The organism is Thioclava nitratireducens, assembly GCF_001940525.2.
GTDB lineage: Bacteria > Pseudomonadota > Alphaproteobacteria > Rhodobacterales > Rhodobacteraceae > Thioclava > Thioclava nitratireducens.
The window spans coordinates 1729707-1745363 of record NZ_CP019437.1 but is presented as its reverse complement, the minus strand read 5'-3'; the positions used below and the strand labels follow the sequence as shown (position 1 = coordinate 1745363).

Genomic DNA, 15657 nt, shown 5'->3' with positions numbered 1-15657 from the left:
TTCAGGCCAATCACGCGTAGGTCTTGGCGAATTCGTCGATAGCGGCTTTCAGCTTGTCGGCCGCGTCACCCTTGATCTTCGGATCCTCGTTCGTGAGCCAGTCGAGGATGTCCTTGCGCGAGTTGCGCAGGTAATCCAGCAGACCCTGTTCGAACTTGCCAACCTCGGACACCGGGATGTTATCGAGATAGCCGTTGGTCCCGGCGAAGATGACCGCAACGATTTCCGCGTTGGTGAGCGGCGAATACTGCGGCTGCTTCATCAGCTCGGTCAGGCGCGCACCACGGTTCAGCAGCTTCTGGGTTGCGGCGTCGAGATCCGAGCCGAACTGAGCGAAGGCCGCCATTTCGCGATACTGTGCGAGTTCCAGCTTAACCGGGCCTGCAACGGTCTTCATCGAGTTCGTCTGAGCCGACGAGCCGACGCGCGACACCGACAGACCGGTGTTCACTGCGGGACGGATACCTTGGTAGAACAGTTCCGTCTCGAGGAAGATCTGACCGTCGGTGATCGAGATCACGTTGGTCGGGATGAAGGCCGACACGTCGCCGCCCTGGGTTTCGATGACCGGCAGAGCAGTCAGCGAACCGGCGCCGAAGTCTTCGTTCAGCTTCGCCGAACGCTCCAGCAGGCGGGAGTGCAGGTAGAACACGTCGCCCGGGTAAGCTTCGCGGCCCGGCGGACGACGCAGCAGTAGCGACATCTGACGATAGGCGACAGCCTGCTTCGAGAGGTCATCATAGATGATCAGCGCGTGCATGCCGTTGTCGCGGAAATATTCGGCCATCGCGGTCGCGGTGTAGGGCGCGAGGTACTGCATCGGCGCGGGGTCCGACGCGGTCGCGGCGATCACGGTGGTGTATTCGATCGCACCGGTCTCTTCGAGCTTCTTCACCAGCTGCGCCACGGTCGAGCGCTTCTGGCCGATCGCGACGTAGAAACAGTGCAGCTTGTTGGACGGATCGGCGTCGTTATACGACTTCTGGTTCAGAATGGTGTCGAGCGCGATTGCGGTCTTGCCGGTCTGACGGTCGCCGATGATCAGCTCGCGCTGGCCACGGCCGATCGGGATCATAGCGTCAACCGACTTGAGGCCGGTCGCCATCGGCTCGTGAACCGATTTACGCGGGATGATGCCCGGAGCTTTCACGTCGGCGACGCGACGCTCTTTCGCTTCGATGGCGCCTTTGCCGTCGAGCGCGTTGCCGAGACCGTCGACCACGCGGCCGAGCAGCGCTTCACCGACCGGCACGTCCACGATGGAGTTCGTGCGCTTGACGGTGTCGCCTTCTTTGATGTCCTGGTCCGAACCGAAGATCACGACGCCGACGTTGTCGGTTTCGAGGTTCAGTGCCATCCCGCGGATACCACCGGGGAATTCAACCATCTCGCCGGCCTGGACGTTGTCGAGCCCGTAGACGCGCGCGATACCGTCGCCAACCGACAGCACGCGACCGACTTCGGCCACTTGGGCGTCCTGCCCGAAATTCTTGATCTGCTCCTTGAGGATCGCAGAAATCTCAGCTGCTTGGATGCCCATTTATCCGACCTCTTTCATGGCGTTCTTGAGAGAAGCGAGCTTCGAACGGATCGACGTGTCGACCATCCGCGAGCCCAGCTTTACGATCATGCCACCGATGAGGCTTTCATCGACGGCGGTGTTCAGTTTGACGGTCTTGCCCGTCTGGTTCTTCAGCACTTCGGCGAGTTTCTTGGCCTGTGCGGCGCTGAGCTCGTTGGCCGAGGTGACATCGGCGGTCACTTCGCCCTTCTCGTCCGCGATCAGGTCCGACAGCGCCTTGAGAAGCTGCGGCAGCACGAAGAGGCGACGCTTGGCACCCATCAGCTGCAGGCCATTAGACATCGGGTCCGACAGACCCATTTTCCCCGCCAGAGCGCCAATCGCGGCTGCCTGCTGGTCGCGCGTGTAGACCGGCGATGCGATCACCTCACGCAGCTCGGCAGAGCCCGCCAGCGCCTCCGACAGCGCGGAGACATCGGCTTCGAGCGCGGCGAGGGCATTTTCTTCGCGCGAGAGTTCAAAAATGGCCAGCGCATAGCGGCCGGCGATGCTTGCGGAAATCGAAGCTGGTTCGGACACGTCCACCCTTCCGATGCTTTTTTGCCCCGACCCGGAACAGGCCTTGGGGCGCTCCCCCGGCGCGCTTGAGACATGCCCTCCGCGCCGCTTATCGGGGAGGTCACTAGCAGAGCAATCCCCCCCTCGCAACCGTCTTGAGCACGAGAATGTGAGCAGAAGCCCCCCAATATGCCCTTCGTCGCGGGAAGGTGACAGGAAGAGGAGGATTTTGTGGGCGCTAACAGGAATTTGGAGCGCTCGGTCACGGATCGCTGTGCGGAAGTGATTCACCTCAATGCGCGTTGGTTGTCGGATAATTATTCCGCACCTGCGGCGGGGGACCGAGAGTTGCGCCCCGGGGCGGTACGCGAACCTGAGTGCTGCGCGGCGACGTTCTGCCGCGCGCGAGGCGTTAACTCTCGCTCAAACCGGGTCCGTCGCCGGCTTCACCGCCCCTTCGAGAATCGAAAGCGGCTTGCGCACGCGCGCGCCCAGACCTGAATCGCGGCGCGCATGGACTTGCTTGGAGACCTCGAGCATCACCACCCCGGCGGCCAGCACGCCGGCGGCCTTGGTGCCCACGCGTTCCCACATAGCGGCCGAGCGCAGCCAGAAGCGGCGATGGCTCGGCGGGATATAGAGCGCACCGGTATGACGTTCGGGCACGAAGCCGGAACGGCGCGCGAGCTGGTCGAGCTGCCCCAGAGTGTAGGGCTTGCCGAAGCCGAAGGGCGTGGCTTCGCGCGGCGCCCAGAGCCCGGCCCGGTTCGGAACGATGAACATCGCCCTGCCCCCCGGGCCCAGCACCCGCCAGCATTCCTGCATCAGGGCCTCGGAATTGTCCGAGGTCTCCAGCCCATGCATCACGATCAGCCGATCCACCCGGCCCGTCTCCAGCGGCCAGCGCGCCTCGTCGCACAGGACAGAGACATTGGGCATGCCCGCTGGCCACGGCATCACGCCCTGCTCTGCCGGCATCAAGCCGATCACCCGGCGCGCGGGCTCCAGGTAAGGACGCAGCAGCGGCACCGCGAAGCCGTAGCCCGCCACCGTGAGCCCCGCCATCTGCGGCCCCGTCGCGGGCCACATCGAAACAACCCGGTCCCGGATTGCCCGCTGCGCCGCGCGGCCTAGCTGCGTCCGGTAGTAGAAATTCCGCAGGTCGAGTACGTCGAGATGCATTGCGCCTTTCGCTTCCTTCGGCTTAGCTATGTTCCAAGATAATCAAAGCGGTAGAAAACACCATGGCCGTTGAGCTTCTCATCATTCCCTGCCTCTCCGACAACTATGCCTATGTCGTGCATGAGGCGGCGACGGACACAACCACCGTGATCGACGTTCCAGAAGCGCCTCCGATCCTGAAGGCGCTGAACGAACGGGGCTGGAAAGCGAATCTCATCCTGCTGACACATCACCACGCCGATCACATCGACGGCGTTCAGGCGTTGTCGGCGGCGACGGGGGCGAAAATCGTCGGGGCCAAGGCGGATGCGCATCGCCTGCCCAAGCTCGATCAGGAGGTCTCGCCGGGCGAGAAACTCGCGATCGGGATGGAGCATGTCGAAATTCTTGCCGCTGACGGCCACACGGTCGGCCATATCGCATATTACTTCCCCGAAGGCGGCCTGCTGTTCTCCGGCGACAGCCTGATGAGCTGGGGCTGCGGAAGGCTCTTCGAAGGCTCGGCGCAACAGATGTTCGACACGCTGAGCCGGTTCTGCGAACTGCCCGACGATACACTGGTCTGTTCGGGGCACGAATATACCGAGGCGAACGGTCGCTTTGCGCTCTCGATCGAGCCGGAGAATCCGAACCTTCTTGCGCGGATGGAAGATGTTCGCGCCACCCGCGCCCAGTCCCGGCCCACCGTTCCGGTCGAACTGGCACTTGAGAAGACCACCAACCCGTTCCTGCGCGGCACCGATCCGCAACTGCGCGACGCGCTCGGCCTGCCCGAGAGCGCGTCACCCGTCGAGGTTTTCACCGAAGCCCGCGCCCGCAAGGACCGGTTCTGAACCTCACCGCCGCGCATCGCGCAACACGCTCAGCGCCAACGCGGCGAGCACCGTCCCCATTGCCCAGCATTGCACCCGCATCCAGAGCGGACGCGTCGTGAGGAACCGGGCCATTGCGCCTGCGCCGATCACGATGGCGACATTCACGCTCACCGAGATCACGATCTGCACCGCGCCAAGCGCCAGAGATTGCGCCAGCACCGATCCGGCTGCGGGGTCGATGAATTGCGGCAGCAGCGACAGATACATCACCGCGATCTTGGGATTGAGCAGGTTGGTGACGAACCCCATCAAGAACAGCTTGCGCGGCCCGTCGACCGGCAACTCGCGCGTCTCGAAGGCAGAGCGCCCGCCCGGTCGCACGGCCTGCCATGCCAGCCAGAACAGATAGAGCGCCCCGGCAATCCGCAGCGCGTCATAGGCATAAGGCACGGCAAGAACGACTGCGGTGATCCCGAAGGCGGCACAGAGCATGTAGAAGACGAACCCCAATGCCACCCCGCCCAGCGAGACCAGCCCCGCGCGCCGCCCTTGGCAGATCGTGCGCGAGACGAGATAGATCATGTTCGGACCGGGGCTCAGCACCATCGCAAGCGCCACGGCACCGAAAGCGAGCATATGTGAGAGTTCGGGCATGGCGGGACTTTCCTATGGGTGCGGTCAGCTTAGCGAGCCTTCCTCACGCCACAAGCCCGCGCTTAGTCTAGCTTCGCGAAAGCGGCCTCCAGATAGGGCGCATATTTCTCCCATGCCTGTGAACTGCCCTTGTAGATGGGCTTGCGCACCTGCGTGTCCGATGTCGTCGCGACCGCGCGGGCGTTGTCCTGCGGGCGCAGGCAGGCGTCTTCCCAGCGCAGCCCGAGCGCATCGATCAGCGCGCGGCTGCGCGCCTCAGGGGCTTCCGTCAGCGCCTCATAGTCGCAATCGACGATCGCACCGGGCTGCACCGCCCAATGCGCCATCAGATCGCGATAGAGCCCGTGATAGGCCACGAGATCGTCCAGATCATGTGCGTAGCCATTGCCCGTGCTGGAAAAGAAGTTGCGATAGATCGACCAGAGGGTCGCGCGCGGATCGCGATGGACATGCACGATCGAAGCGCGCGGAAACAGCGCCCGGATCGCTCCGATCCAGCGGAAATTGAGCGGCATCTTGTCGGTCACGAACGGCTTGCCATCGGCCAGCCTGGTGAGCGTCTCGTAATAGGCGGAACGTACCCGCCCCGCCTCCCGGCTAAGCGCCTCCGGGTCGCACCAGTCGAGCGCACTCATCTCGCGATCGAGCGTGGCGATCTCATCTCCGGGCGCGACCTGACTGTGCTGGGTAACGATCTGCTCGATCAGCGTCGTGCCCGAGCGCGGAAGGCCCAGCAGGAAGATCGGCACCGGTGCGGCCTTGTCGGTCTCTGTCTCAGGGATTGGCGGATGGGGCGCGGCAAAACGCTCGCGCAGCTGCGCAAAGAGCTTGCGATCCTGCGCGATGTCATAGCCCAGTTCAGCCTTGCGCCGCGCATTGGCCGACTGCCAGAGCGCGAAGGCCCGCTCCGTCCCGCCCACATCGTGCATCGCCTTGGCGAGCGCGAATTCGAGCAGCATCAGGTCATGCTCGGAATGCGCCTCCGCCGCGACCTGCGCCTCGAGTTGCGAAAGCAGCGGATCGTCCGGCGCGAAGCCATGCAGGCGAGAGAGATTCCACCACGCCTCAGCATAGCTCGGGTCGGCCGCGAGCGCCGCCTCGAACCGCGTCCGTGCCCCGGCGATGTCGCCTTCGGCGAGTAGAATGTTGCCAAGGTTGTTCAACGCGAAGACATGGCGCGGGTCGGGCGACCGCGCTTGTGCGGCCCCAGACATCGCATCGCCAGTGAGCTTATCGTCCGCTACGGCCTCCAGCGCCGCCTCGAACCGTTTGCGCGCCTCGATCTCGCGGCCGAGCGCGAGGAAGGCATTGCCCTGATTGTTCAGCGCCACGGGGTCACCCGGGCGCAGCGCCAATACGCGGTCGAACGACGCGATCGCGTCTTCGAAGCGCCCCAGTTCCATCAGTTCATTGCCCAGGTTGCCGTGGGTGTCGGCGTGATCGGGCCGCAGGGAGACCAGGCGGCGATAGGTCTCGGCTGCAGCGTCGTGATCGCCCAGGCCCCCTCCCCCGCAGCTTTTAATTCGAGCAAGAGGATGGCCTCCGGATACTCTGTCAGCGCCCGTTTCGTCTGCTGGACGAGCTCGCGGTTGCGCCCCGTCTGCATCAACCCCATCAACTGCTGCAGCAGCGCTCGTGGCGGCCCCGCGGCCGGTTTCGCCTTGCTGACCTGCGCGAGCGCTTCTAGCCCCGCCTTGGCGCGCCTGTTGCCCGGAAAACGGCCGAGCACGTCACGGTAAAGCGCCTCGGCCTGCCGGTATTCCCCGCGCTTGGCATGGCCACGTGCGGCGAGCAGCATCTTGTCAACGGACCCGGCCATCGGCTCTCCTTCGCGAAATCGACCCGACCATAGCGAGCCGCCGCGCGATGACAAGCACGGCAGCAGCGCCACCGGGAGGGGCGCCGACAAACGGGAACGAAGACCGTCCGAACGGAACGCTCAGCGAAATGCGCCCGCAGAGGAGCGGGCGCAGTTAGGCCGAAGACCGAACATCAGTCGAGCTTCGCGAATGCCGCCTCCAGATACGGGGCGTATTTCTCCCACGCCTGAGAACTGCCCTTGTAGATCGGTTTGACCACCTGATCGCGCGATGCGGTGCGGGCGATGCGCTTGTTGTCCTGCGGGCGAAGGCAAGCCTCGTCGAAGGGCAATTCGAGATAGTCGAGCAGCGCGCGAATTTCGGTCTCCGGATTTTCCACCAGACGCTCGTAGTTCAGGTCGTAAATCGTCTCGGCGAAGAGCGATTTCCAATGCGCCATCAGGTCCTGATGCAACGCCCGATAAGCCACCAGATCATCGAGGCTATGCGCGTAGGCGTTGCCATCGGAGCCGAAATTCAACCGATAGATCGACCAGATCACCGCGCGCGGATCGCGCTGAAGATGGATGATCTTTGCCTTGGGGAACAGCGCCCGGATCGCCCCGACCCAGCGGAAGTTGAGCGGCATCTTGTCGGTCACGAAAGGCGCGCCTTTGGCGTGCGCGCGCAGAACCTCGCGATATTCGGCGCGGATCTCCTCTGCCTTCGCGCGGAAGTCCTCTGGATTCGACCAGTCGATTTGGGACAATGGGCTGCCGAGTTCAATCAACTCGCCGCCCGGCGCGACCATCGGATGGGCGCTCACGATCTGTTCGCTCAGCGTCGTGCCGGAGCGCGGCAGGCCGACGATGAAGATCGGCTCCGGGCCATCTTGCGCGGCGTCGGGAATGGCTGCAGGCACGGCCGGGAAGGCCTGCTCGATCTGCGCGAACAGCGTCTCGTCCTGTTCGATCGTGTAGCCCAGCAGCTCTTTGCGACGCGCATTGCCGCGTGCATAGAAAGCGAAGGATTTGTCGATGTCGCCGATATCCTCATAGGCTTTGCCCAGGGCGAATTCGTATCGGACCCGTTCCCTCTCCGAATGATGCGGTGCCTCAAGCAGACCTTCAAGGCGTGCGACGAGAGGATCGCCTTCGGAAATACGCGTCGCCATAATCAGCGACGCCAGCGCTTCGGTATGGTCGGGATTGATTGCGAGCGCACGCTTGTAATAGTCGATCGCACCCGGCTTGTCGCCGAGATCGCGTCGCACGTCGCCCATCGTCGTCAAGGCGCGGAAATTGTCGGGCAACTTCGCAAGAACTTCCAACAGATGAGGCTCGGCCTCTTGCGCTTTATGGCTCAGGACGAGCACGTTGGCGAGGTTCAGCTGTGCCTCGACAAAATCGGGCGCGGCCTCATGGGCGGCGCGATACATCTCGAGCGCCTCGCTTTGCTCACCCGCGCGGCGCTTGGCGTTACCGATATTGTTGAGCGCAACCGGGTCGCCTGGGCGCAATTCCAGAACGCGCTCGAATTCGACCACGGCTTCGTCGTCACGATTCAGCGCCATCAACTCGTTGCCGTAGCTGCCGTGAGCATCGGGCGCGTCGGGAAACATACCTACCAGTTCGCGAAAGAGCGCCGCGGCCCCCTCGTGATCGCCCAAAGCCGAGAGCGCCGCGGCACGCACTTCCATTGCTGCCGGCGCACGCGGAAATTCCTTGAGAACGCGGGCGGCGGCCTCGGCGGCCTCGCGGTCACGGCCCGACTTCTTGAGCCCGAAGAGCTTGTTGATCACCGGGCGCGGCGGGTTCACCGGGCGGCTCGCGCGCGATTGCGCGATCTCGGCCAGCCCGGCCTGCGCGCGCTTGTTGCCGGGAAATCGCGCGAGAACCTCGCGATAGAGCGCCTCGGCCTCCGCGAAAGCTCCGCTTTTTGCATGGGTCTTCGCCGCGCGCAGCGTCTTGTCTATCGGTCCGGCCATCGCGCTCTCCCCGTTTTTTGTCCTACCTGAGAATTCGCGCCCGACCATAGACGCGCCGCGCCTGATGGCAAGATGCCAGACGGGCTTCGGGGAGCGTTTAGCCCTGAGATGGCGTTCCCGCCGCCCGGCCTCTCGCCGCCCCCGCGCTTGCATCCGCGCGTGGCAGGCGCGATACCTGTCGCGAATTCAAACCCAGCGAACCGATGCCGATCTCACGCCTGCCCAAGAATGTCCGCCGCCAGCTGCGCCGCTTCGGCCCCTCCATGGGGCGTAGGCCCGCGGTCGACATCCTGCGCGGCGCGGTGGGCGCAGGAGTGGCGATCCTCGTCGTGACCTTCATCGTGGCCACCTTGCCCCATTCACGACAGGCCGGGATCTATCTCGTGTCCAGCTTCGCCTCGATGGCGGTTCTCCTGTTCGTTCTGCCGAACTCGCCGCTGGCGCAGCCGTGGTCCGCGATGATGGGGATGATGATCTCCGCCGTGGTGCCGGTCGCGGTGCTGATGGTGACCCCTCCACCCTATGCGGACGGGCTCGCAGTGGGCGGGTCGATCGCGGCGATGATGGCCGCGCGCGCGCTGCATCCGCCAGCCGCCGGGATCGCGCTGCTCGTGATCTTGGAACACGAGGCGGGGCGGCGTCTCGGCTTCGATTTCGCGATCTTCCCGATCGCGGTGATGACGGTGCTGATGATCGGGTTCGCAATGGTCTGGAACCGGCTCTTCGGGATTTCCTACCCGACGCGCCCTCTCGCCTATTCCCCGGCCCATGTCGGACGTGCGCGCGGCCCGGCCCGCTCGCTCAGTCAGCGCGACCTGTCGAACCTGCTGGTCGAGTTCAACCAGTCGGCCAACATGGACCCCGCCGATCTGGCGCGGCTCATGGCGGTGGCCGAACACCGCGCCGCCGAGTCGCTTCTGGCCGACACGCATGTGCGCGATCTGATGACGCAGAACCCGGTGACCGTCAGCCCCGAAGCGCCGCTGTCCGAGATCGTGCGCAAGATGACCGCGCTCAACGTCCACACCCTGCCGGTGGTCGACAATTCGGGATACTATCTGGGCGTGGTCGATCAGCATGACGCGCTCGAAGAGCTGTTCAAGGAGTTCGACATCCTGCGCCGCCCCCTGCGGTTCCGCGCCGCCCCGCCCGAGGCCGAGGTGCGCGCGATCTTCCATACCGATATCGAGACCGTCGAGGGCGACACGCCGGTGGGCCAATTGCTCGAACGGCTGGCGCGACGCGAGGCGCGGGTCGTGCCCGTGACCGAAAGCGGGCGGCTCGTCGGCATCCTGACCCGGACCGACATCATCGCGCTGCTGCTGGAACATTCGCCAGCCGCCCATTCCGAGGCGGAGCTCGAGGAGGAAGGCGACGAGGACGAGGAGGACGCGTCCCAAAAGAGAGAGGATGCTTCCTCGGGAACGAGAGCCACCAAGCGCCCCGGCGAGGCGCCCGCATCCAAGGGCAAAACCGACCCCGAAGACGCCGAACTGGCGGCGGAACTGCACCAAAGTGCTGCGCGCCGCCCGCCAGTCCACGAGGACACGCAGCACGACACCGCGCAAAGCCGCGCCGAGTCGCCCAAGTAACCGTCAGAGCGCTTGAACCCGCGAAAACCCTCCCCATATGGGAGAGGTCAAACGCAACTCCCCTAGATATTGCGCGCCTCATCGGTATCCCTGCACCGTCGCGCCCGCTAAATGATCGTTTTTTCCGTACGAATCGGAGTCCGATCGGTTTTTGGGCATGAAAAGACTTGAAGCGCGACGAATTCCACCGAACTTTAATCTTATAGGGCAACACTAGGCTGGGTATCCTCCCGCGCCGCCCTTCGAGGAAAGGAGCAGATAATGCCGTCGTTTTCCAATACGCTCGAACAGGCAATCCACGGGGCGCTGGCGCTCGCCAATGCCCGAAAGCATGAACTCGCGACGCTAGAACACCTGCTCCTCGCCTTGATCGACGAGCCGGACGCCGCGCGGGTGATGAAGGCCTGCGCCGTCGATACCGACGAATTGCGCCAGACCTTGGTGGAGTTCATCGATGATGAACTGTCCACCCTCGTGACCGAAATCGAAGGCTCGGAAGCCGTGCCGACCGCCGCCTTCCAGCGCGTGATCCAGCGCGCGGCCATCCATGTCCAAAGCTCGGGCCGCTCGGAAGTCACCGGGGCGAATGTGCTCGTCGCGATCTTCGCCGAGCGCGAAAGCAACGCCGCCTACTTCCTGCAAGAGCAGGACATGACCCGCTACGACGCGGTGAACTTCATCGCGCATGGCGTGGCGAAGGATCCGGAGTTTGGCGAAACGCGCCCGGTGTCGGGTGCCGAGGAAGAGGCCAAGGCCGAAGGGGCGACCCAGGCCGAAGCCAAGGATTCCGCGCTCGAGAAATACTGCGTGAATCTCAACGCGAAATCCGAGAAGGGCGATGTCGACCCGCTGATCGGGCGCGAGCATGAGGTCGAGCGCTGCATTCAGGTCCTCTGCCGCCGCCGCAAGAACAACCCGCTTCTGGTGGGCGATCCCGGCGTGGGCAAGACCGCGATCGCGGAAGGCCTCGCGCTGAAGATCACCCGCGGGGAGACTCCGGAAATTCTCGCCAATTCGACGATCTACTCGCTGGATATGGGCGCACTGCTCGCCGGCACCCGCTATCGCGGCGACTTCGAAGAGCGCCTGAAGGCCGTGGTGAAGGAGCTTGAAGAGCATCCCGACGCGATCCTCTTCATCGATGAGATCCACACCGTGATCGGTGCGGGCGCGACCTCGGGTGGTGCCATGGATGCCTCGAACCTCCTGAAGCCCGCGCTTCAGGGCGGCAAGCTGCGCACCATGGGCTCTACCACCTACAAGGAGTTCCGCCAGCACTTCGAAAAGGATCGCGCGCTGAGCCGCCGGTTCCAGAAGATCGACGTGAACGAGCCCTCGGTGCCGGATTCCATCAAGATCCTGATGGGGCTGAAGCCTTATTTCGAGAAGCACCACGACATCCGCTACACCAACGACGCCATCAAGACGGCGGTGGAACTGTCGGCGCGATATGTCCATGACCGCAAGCTGCCCGACAAGGCGATCGACGTGATCGACGAGGCGGGCGCGGCCCAACATCTCGTGGCCGAAAGCAAGCGGCGCAAGACTATCGGCCCGAAAGAGATCGAGGCGGTCGTCGCCAAGATCGCGCGGATCCCGCCGAAATCGGTCTCGAAGGACGATGCCGAGGTGCTCAAGGATCTCGAGAAGTCCCTCAAGCGCGTCGTGTTCGGCCAGGACAAGGCGATCGAGACGCTGTCCTCCGCGATCAAGCTGGCCCGTGCGGGTCTGCGCGAGCCGGAGAAGCCGATCGGCAACTACCTCTTCGCGGGTCCGACCGGTGTCGGCAAGACCGAGGTCGCCAAGCAGCTCGCCGATACGCTCGGCGTGGAACTGATGCGCTTCGACATGTCGGAATACATGGAGAAGCACGCGGTCTCGCGTCTGATCGGTGCGCCTCCGGGCTATGTCGGCTTCGATCAGGGGGGCATGCTGACCGACAGCGTCGACCAGCACCCGCATTGCGTGCTGCTGCTCGACGAGATCGAAAAGGCCCACCCGGATGTCTACAACATCCTGCTGCAGGTGATGGATCACGGGAAGCTCACCGACCATAACGGCCGGACCGTCGACTTCCGCAACGTGATCCTGATCATGACCTCGAATGCGGGCGCCGCCGAACAGGCGAAGACCGCAATCGGCTTCGGGCGCGATCGGCGCGAAGGCGAGGATATGGCCGCGATCGAGCGGACCTTCACGCCCGAGTTCCGCAACCGTCTGGACGCGGTGGTCAGCTTCGCGCCGCTGCCGCGCGAGGTGATCTTGCAGGTGGTCGACAAGTTCGTGCTGCAACTCGAAGCGCAGCTCATCGACCGCAACGTCCATATCGAGCTCACCCCGGCCGCCGCCAATTGGCTCGCCGAGAAGGGCTACGACGACAAGATGGGCGCGCGTCCGCTGGGCCGGGTCATTCAGGAGCATATCAAGAAGCCGCTCGCCGAAGAGCTGCTCTTCGGCAAGCTCACGAAGGGCGGTGTCGCCAAGGTCTCGATCAAGGAGGACAAGATCGTCATCAAGGTCGAGGAACCGGGCAAGAAGCGGATCTCCGGCTCCAAGCCGCGCCTGCTGACCGCCGAATGATCTAGGCCGTGCTCCACGCGGTAGTGATAAGCCTTCTCGTCCCGGCCATGCCCTGCATGGCCGGGACTTTTCTATTTGACGCGCCGACGCTGCAAATGCCGGTCGACTGCACCCTTGGCCAGGATTGCTACATCCAGAATTACGTCGACCGCGACCCCGGTCCCGGCGCGCGCGATGCGGGTTGCGGCGGGCTGACCTATGACGGCCACAAGGGCACCGATTTCGCGCTCCTGACCGAAGCGCAGATGCAGGAGGGCGTGAAGGTGATCGCCGCCGCCCCGGGCCGGGTCGTCGCCACCCGCGATGGAGAGCCCGACGGGGCTTATGTCAGCGGACGAATGGTCGCGGGCAAGGAATGCGGCAACGGGATCGTCATCGATCTAGGACGCGGCTGGCAGACTCAGTATTGCCATCTGCGCGAAGGCTCGATTTCCGTTGCACGTGGCGCGCGGGTCGAGGCGGGCACCCCGCTCGGCCTCGTCGGCCAATCGGGTCAGGCGGAATTCCCGCATCTGCATCTGTCGCTGCGCCATGAGGGCACGGTCGTTGATCCCTTCGACCCTGAGATGCAGGACACCTGCGCGGCTGCCGCATCGCAGAGTCTCTGGTCCGATCCTTTCCCCTACACACCAAGCGGCTGGCTCGCGAACGGGTTCACCGCCGCACCGCCGCGCTTCAACGCGATCCTCGCCGGCGACCCCCTGCCGCCGCCCCGCGAAACCGGACCCGCCCTCATCTTCTGGGGCTACGGCTTCGGCCTGCGTGCGGGAGACACGATCAGTTTCGAGATCACCGGCCCGGATGGGATCAGCATCAGTACGACCAGCGAGGTCGACGCACCCAAGGCCCGGTTCTTCCGCTATGTCGGCAAAAAGACCCCGCCTGACGGCTGGCCCAAAGGTCCCTACGCGGGCCAGATCGCGCTGCGCCGCGACGGCGCGGTGATCGCCCGTCGATCAGCCACCGCCCGGATCGAATGAACCTCAAGGGATCCGCGCGGCGGGACCCGGCTGGCCCGAGGGTTTCTCCCCGGCCTTGGCCTTCTGCGCGGTCTCTTCCTCGAAGGCCTCGGGCGGCAGCAGCGAGATGATCCGCCCGCCCGGCTCGACCTTCATTTCGGCCGGGTCGATCACGAAGCGAAGGTCACCGCTCTTCGCCACGACCATCACGGGCTTCGCCTTGGGTCGCTTCTCGCGCCACTGGGCCAGCGTGTATTCCTCGGTGATCCGGGTCACGCGGAAGCGCCAGCCCTCGGCGAGCAGTGTCTCCCACCCCTCGAGCGTGCGCCCCTCACCAAAGCGGCGCCCACCGAGCTGCGTCGGCAGCGCGTGGCGTTCGCGATCGTCCTTCTGGCGCGGCACCTGCCAGACTTTGTCGCGGCCCAGCTCGGGCGCGAGATCGGTCGCGACGAGCGTGTTATAGGCGTCGTTGTCGGTCGCGGCGAGCAGGGTCGAATAGGCCATCAGCTCGACCTTGTCCTCCGCCGCCTCGCCCAGAATGTCGCCGTAGAAAGTCTTGAGCCCATTGGCGCGGGGCCTGATCAGGTGCGCATGGTTCGGATCGGTGATCAGCACCGGCACCTCGGCCTTGTTCAGCGTCTCGGCCAGCGCCGACGTGAAGCGCGAGCCGCCCACGATCAGCAGCCCCGGCTTGTCGGCATTGGCCAGTCCCAGCTTCCGCGCCAGCGGCGCCAAGGTGAAGCCGTGCACGATCACAGTCACCAGCACCAGTACGAAGGCCAGCGGCCCGATGCGCAGCCCGTCGGCCACCCCGATCTCGGCCAGACGCTGACCGAAAAGGCCCGCAACCGCCACGAGCACCACCCCGCGCGGGCCGGTGAAGGCGATCAGCAGGCGCTCGTTGCGCGGCAGGCCCGTCCCTATCAGCGAAATCAGCACCGTCATCGGGCGGGCGACCAGCACCACCAGCACGACGAACAACAGCGCGTGCCAGTCGAGGGCGGCCAGCTGGTCGATCTCGATATTCGCGGCGAGCAGGATGAACACGCCCGAGACCAGAAGCACCGTCGCATGCTCCTTGAACCGACGCAGTTCCTCGTAGGAGGGCAAATCGGCATTTCCGATCACCAGCCCCATCACCGTCACTGCGAGCAGCCCGCTTTCATGCAGCACGTAATCGGTCACCGCGAAGGTCGCCAAAAGGGTCGCGAACAACACCGGGACTTTCATGAATTCCGGCACCCATCCGCGCGAGAAGCTGCGCGCGATGCCCCAGCCGACCGCGCCGCCGATCGCCGCGGCAAAGCCGATCCCGAGCGCGAGATGCCAGACCGCCTCGCCCATCGGCAGGTTGGAGCGAAGCGTGAACACCACCTCGAAGGCCAGAACCGCCGCCAGCGCGCCGATCGGGTCGTTCACGATGGCTTCCCATTGCAGCAGCCGTGCGGGGCGGCGGGCAAGTTTCGCCGTGCGCAGAAGCGGCGCGATCACCGTCGGGCCGGTAACGACCATGATGCCGCCGAAGACCGCCGCGCTTTCCCAACTCAGCCCCGCGCCCCAGACGAGCGCGAGTGCCGAGAGAAACCAGCCAAGCGGCGCGCCGATGAAGACAAGCCGCCTGACCCCGGTTTTCGCATCGCCCAGACGGTGGAAATCCAGCGAGAACCCCCCTCGAACAGGATCACCGCCACCGCGAGCGCGATCAACGGGCTCAGCAGCTCACCGAAGTCGCGGCTCGGGTTCAAAAGCCCGGTCGCTGGACCCGCAATAAGCCCTGCGACCAGCATGATCACGATGGCCGGCAGGCGCATCCGCCATGCCAGCCATTGCGCGCCGACACCGCAAACACCTACCAGCGCAAAGGCCAATACCGGGCCGAGACCCGCCGATTCCGCGACTGCCATATCTGTCCCTCGTCACACTTCGGGATCAAACCCCGTTCAGAAGGTCAGGTTCCGTGCCCCTTTGCAAGAGCCCCTTGCCATAGGAGCGTCCCGCCCGCCGGTTAG

13 protein-coding genes are annotated in these 15657 nt (G+C 64.7%); 4 read left to right on the top strand and 9 right to left on the bottom strand.

Annotated elements, in window-relative coordinates:
• Positions 1 to 10 precede the first annotated feature (10 nt).
• The 3 genes from atpA to BMG03_RS08365 form a co-directional block, all read right to left on the bottom strand.
• Positions 11 to 1540 (bottom strand): F0F1 ATP synthase subunit alpha, encoded by a 1530-nt coding sequence (gene atpA / locus BMG03_RS08375; protein WP_075774502.1) that lies wholly within the window; start codon positions 1538 to 1540, stop codon positions 11 to 13.
• Positions 1541 to 2101 (bottom strand): F0F1 ATP synthase subunit delta, encoded by a 561-nt coding sequence (locus tag BMG03_RS08370; RefSeq protein ID WP_075774730.1) that lies wholly within the window; start codon positions 2099 to 2101, stop codon positions 1541 to 1543.
• A gap of 402 nt (positions 2102 to 2503) precedes the next feature.
• Positions 2504 to 3262 (bottom strand): class I SAM-dependent methyltransferase, encoded by a 759-nt coding sequence (locus BMG03_RS08365; RefSeq protein ID WP_075774501.1) that lies wholly within the window; start codon positions 3260 to 3262, stop codon positions 2504 to 2506.
• A gap of 62 nt (positions 3263 to 3324) precedes the next feature.
• On the opposite strand from BMG03_RS08365, the gene gloB reads away from it, so the two are divergent.
• Positions 3325 to 4095, top strand: coding sequence for a hydroxyacylglutathione hydrolase (gene gloB, locus BMG03_RS08360; RefSeq protein WP_075774500.1), 771 nt, complete (start codon positions 3325 to 3327; stop codon positions 4093 to 4095).
• 3 nt (positions 4096 to 4098) lie between these two features.
• Here the strand turns inward: gloB and BMG03_RS08355 are convergent, their stop codons facing one another.
• The 4 genes from BMG03_RS08355 to BMG03_RS08340 form a co-directional block, all read right to left on the bottom strand.
• Positions 4099 to 4731, bottom strand: a complete 633-nt coding sequence (locus BMG03_RS08355) for a LysE family translocator (protein ID WP_075774499.1) — start codon at positions 4729 to 4731, stop codon at positions 4099 to 4101.
• Between the two features lie 62 nt (positions 4732 to 4793).
• Positions 4794 to 6182 carry a tetratricopeptide repeat-containing sulfotransferase family protein gene (locus tag BMG03_RS08350; RefSeq protein WP_244271028.1) on the bottom strand — a complete coding sequence of 463 codons (1389 nt, stop codon included), beginning with the start codon at positions 6180 to 6182 and terminating at the stop codon, positions 4794 to 4796.
• On the bottom strand, positions 6134 to 6550 hold the full coding sequence (locus BMG03_RS08345) for a hypothetical protein (protein WP_077701183.1): 417 nt from the start codon (positions 6548 to 6550) through the stop codon (positions 6134 to 6136). The genes BMG03_RS08350 and BMG03_RS08345 overlap by 49 nt, the downstream gene beginning before the upstream one ends.
• A gap of 173 nt (positions 6551 to 6723) precedes the next feature.
• Positions 6724 to 8517, bottom strand: coding sequence for a sulfotransferase (locus BMG03_RS08340; protein ID WP_075774497.1), 1794 nt, complete (start codon positions 8515 to 8517; stop codon positions 6724 to 6726).
• 203 nt (positions 8518 to 8720) lie between these two features.
• Between BMG03_RS08340 and BMG03_RS08335 the strand changes: the two genes are divergently transcribed.
• From BMG03_RS08335 to BMG03_RS08325, 3 genes are all read left to right on the top strand, one after another.
• Positions 8721 to 10109, top strand: coding sequence for an HPP family protein (locus tag BMG03_RS08335; RefSeq protein ID WP_075774496.1), 1389 nt, complete (start codon positions 8721 to 8723; stop codon positions 10107 to 10109).
• A gap of 261 nt (positions 10110 to 10370) precedes the next feature.
• Positions 10371 to 12689 carry an ATP-dependent Clp protease ATP-binding subunit ClpA gene (gene clpA, locus BMG03_RS08330; protein WP_075774495.1) on the top strand — a complete coding sequence of 773 codons (2319 nt, stop codon included), beginning with the start codon at positions 10371 to 10373 and terminating at the stop codon, positions 12687 to 12689.
• Between the two features lie 56 nt (positions 12690 to 12745).
• The gene (locus tag BMG03_RS08325; RefSeq protein WP_244271014.1) at positions 12746 to 13669 is read left to right on the top strand and encodes a M23 family metallopeptidase; all 924 of its coding nucleotides are present in this window, start codon (positions 12746 to 12748) and stop codon (positions 13667 to 13669) included.
• Positions 13670 to 13672: 3 nt separating this feature from the next.
• Here BMG03_RS08325 and BMG03_RS08320 read toward each other — a convergent pair whose 3' ends face one another.
• Both BMG03_RS08320 and BMG03_RS21315 read right to left on the bottom strand, forming a co-directional pair.
• Positions 13673 to 15292, bottom strand: a complete 1620-nt coding sequence (locus BMG03_RS08320; protein WP_425275167.1) for a cation:proton antiporter — start codon at positions 15290 to 15292, stop codon at positions 13673 to 13675.
• Positions 15193 to 15552, bottom strand: a complete 360-nt coding sequence (locus BMG03_RS21315; RefSeq protein ID WP_425275164.1) for a hypothetical protein — start codon at positions 15550 to 15552, stop codon at positions 15193 to 15195. Before BMG03_RS21315 ends, BMG03_RS08320 begins: the two co-directional genes overlap by 100 nt.
• Positions 15553 to 15657: the final 105 nt, after the last annotated feature.

Bases quoted from the DNA above. Each gene is read 5' to 3' on its own strand.
- BMG03_RS08365 (WP_075774501.1), bottom strand. From the start codon at position 3,262: ATGCATCTCGACGTACTCGACCTGCGGAATTTCTACTACCGGACGCAG.
- BMG03_RS08335 (WP_075774496.1), top strand. From the start codon at position 8,721: ATGCCGATCTCACGCCTGCCCAAGAATGTCCGCCGCCAGCTGCGCCGC.
- clpA (WP_075774495.1), top strand. From the start codon at position 10,371: ATGCCGTCGTTTTCCAATACGCTCGAACAGGCAATCCACGGGGCGCTG.
- BMG03_RS21315 (WP_425275164.1), bottom strand. From the start codon at position 15,552: ATGGCAGTCGCGGAATCGGCGGGTCTCGGCCCGGTATTGGCCTTTGCG.
- gloB (WP_075774500.1), top strand. From the start codon at position 3,325: ATGGCCGTTGAGCTTCTCATCATTCCCTGCCTCTCCGACAACTATGCC.
- BMG03_RS08325 (WP_244271014.1), top strand. From the start codon at position 12,746: ATGGCCGGGACTTTTCTATTTGACGCGCCGACGCTGCAAATGCCGGTC.
- BMG03_RS08345 (WP_077701183.1), bottom strand. From the start codon at position 6,550: ATGGCCGGGTCCGTTGACAAGATGCTGCTCGCCGCACGTGGCCATGCC.
- atpA (WP_075774502.1), bottom strand. From the start codon at position 1,540: ATGGGCATCCAAGCAGCTGAGATTTCTGCGATCCTCAAGGAGCAGATC.
- BMG03_RS08355 (WP_075774499.1), bottom strand. From the start codon at position 4,731: ATGCCCGAACTCTCACATATGCTCGCTTTCGGTGCCGTGGCGCTTGCG.
- BMG03_RS08340 (WP_075774497.1), bottom strand. From the start codon at position 8,517: ATGGCCGGACCGATAGACAAGACGCTGCGCGCGGCGAAGACCCATGCA.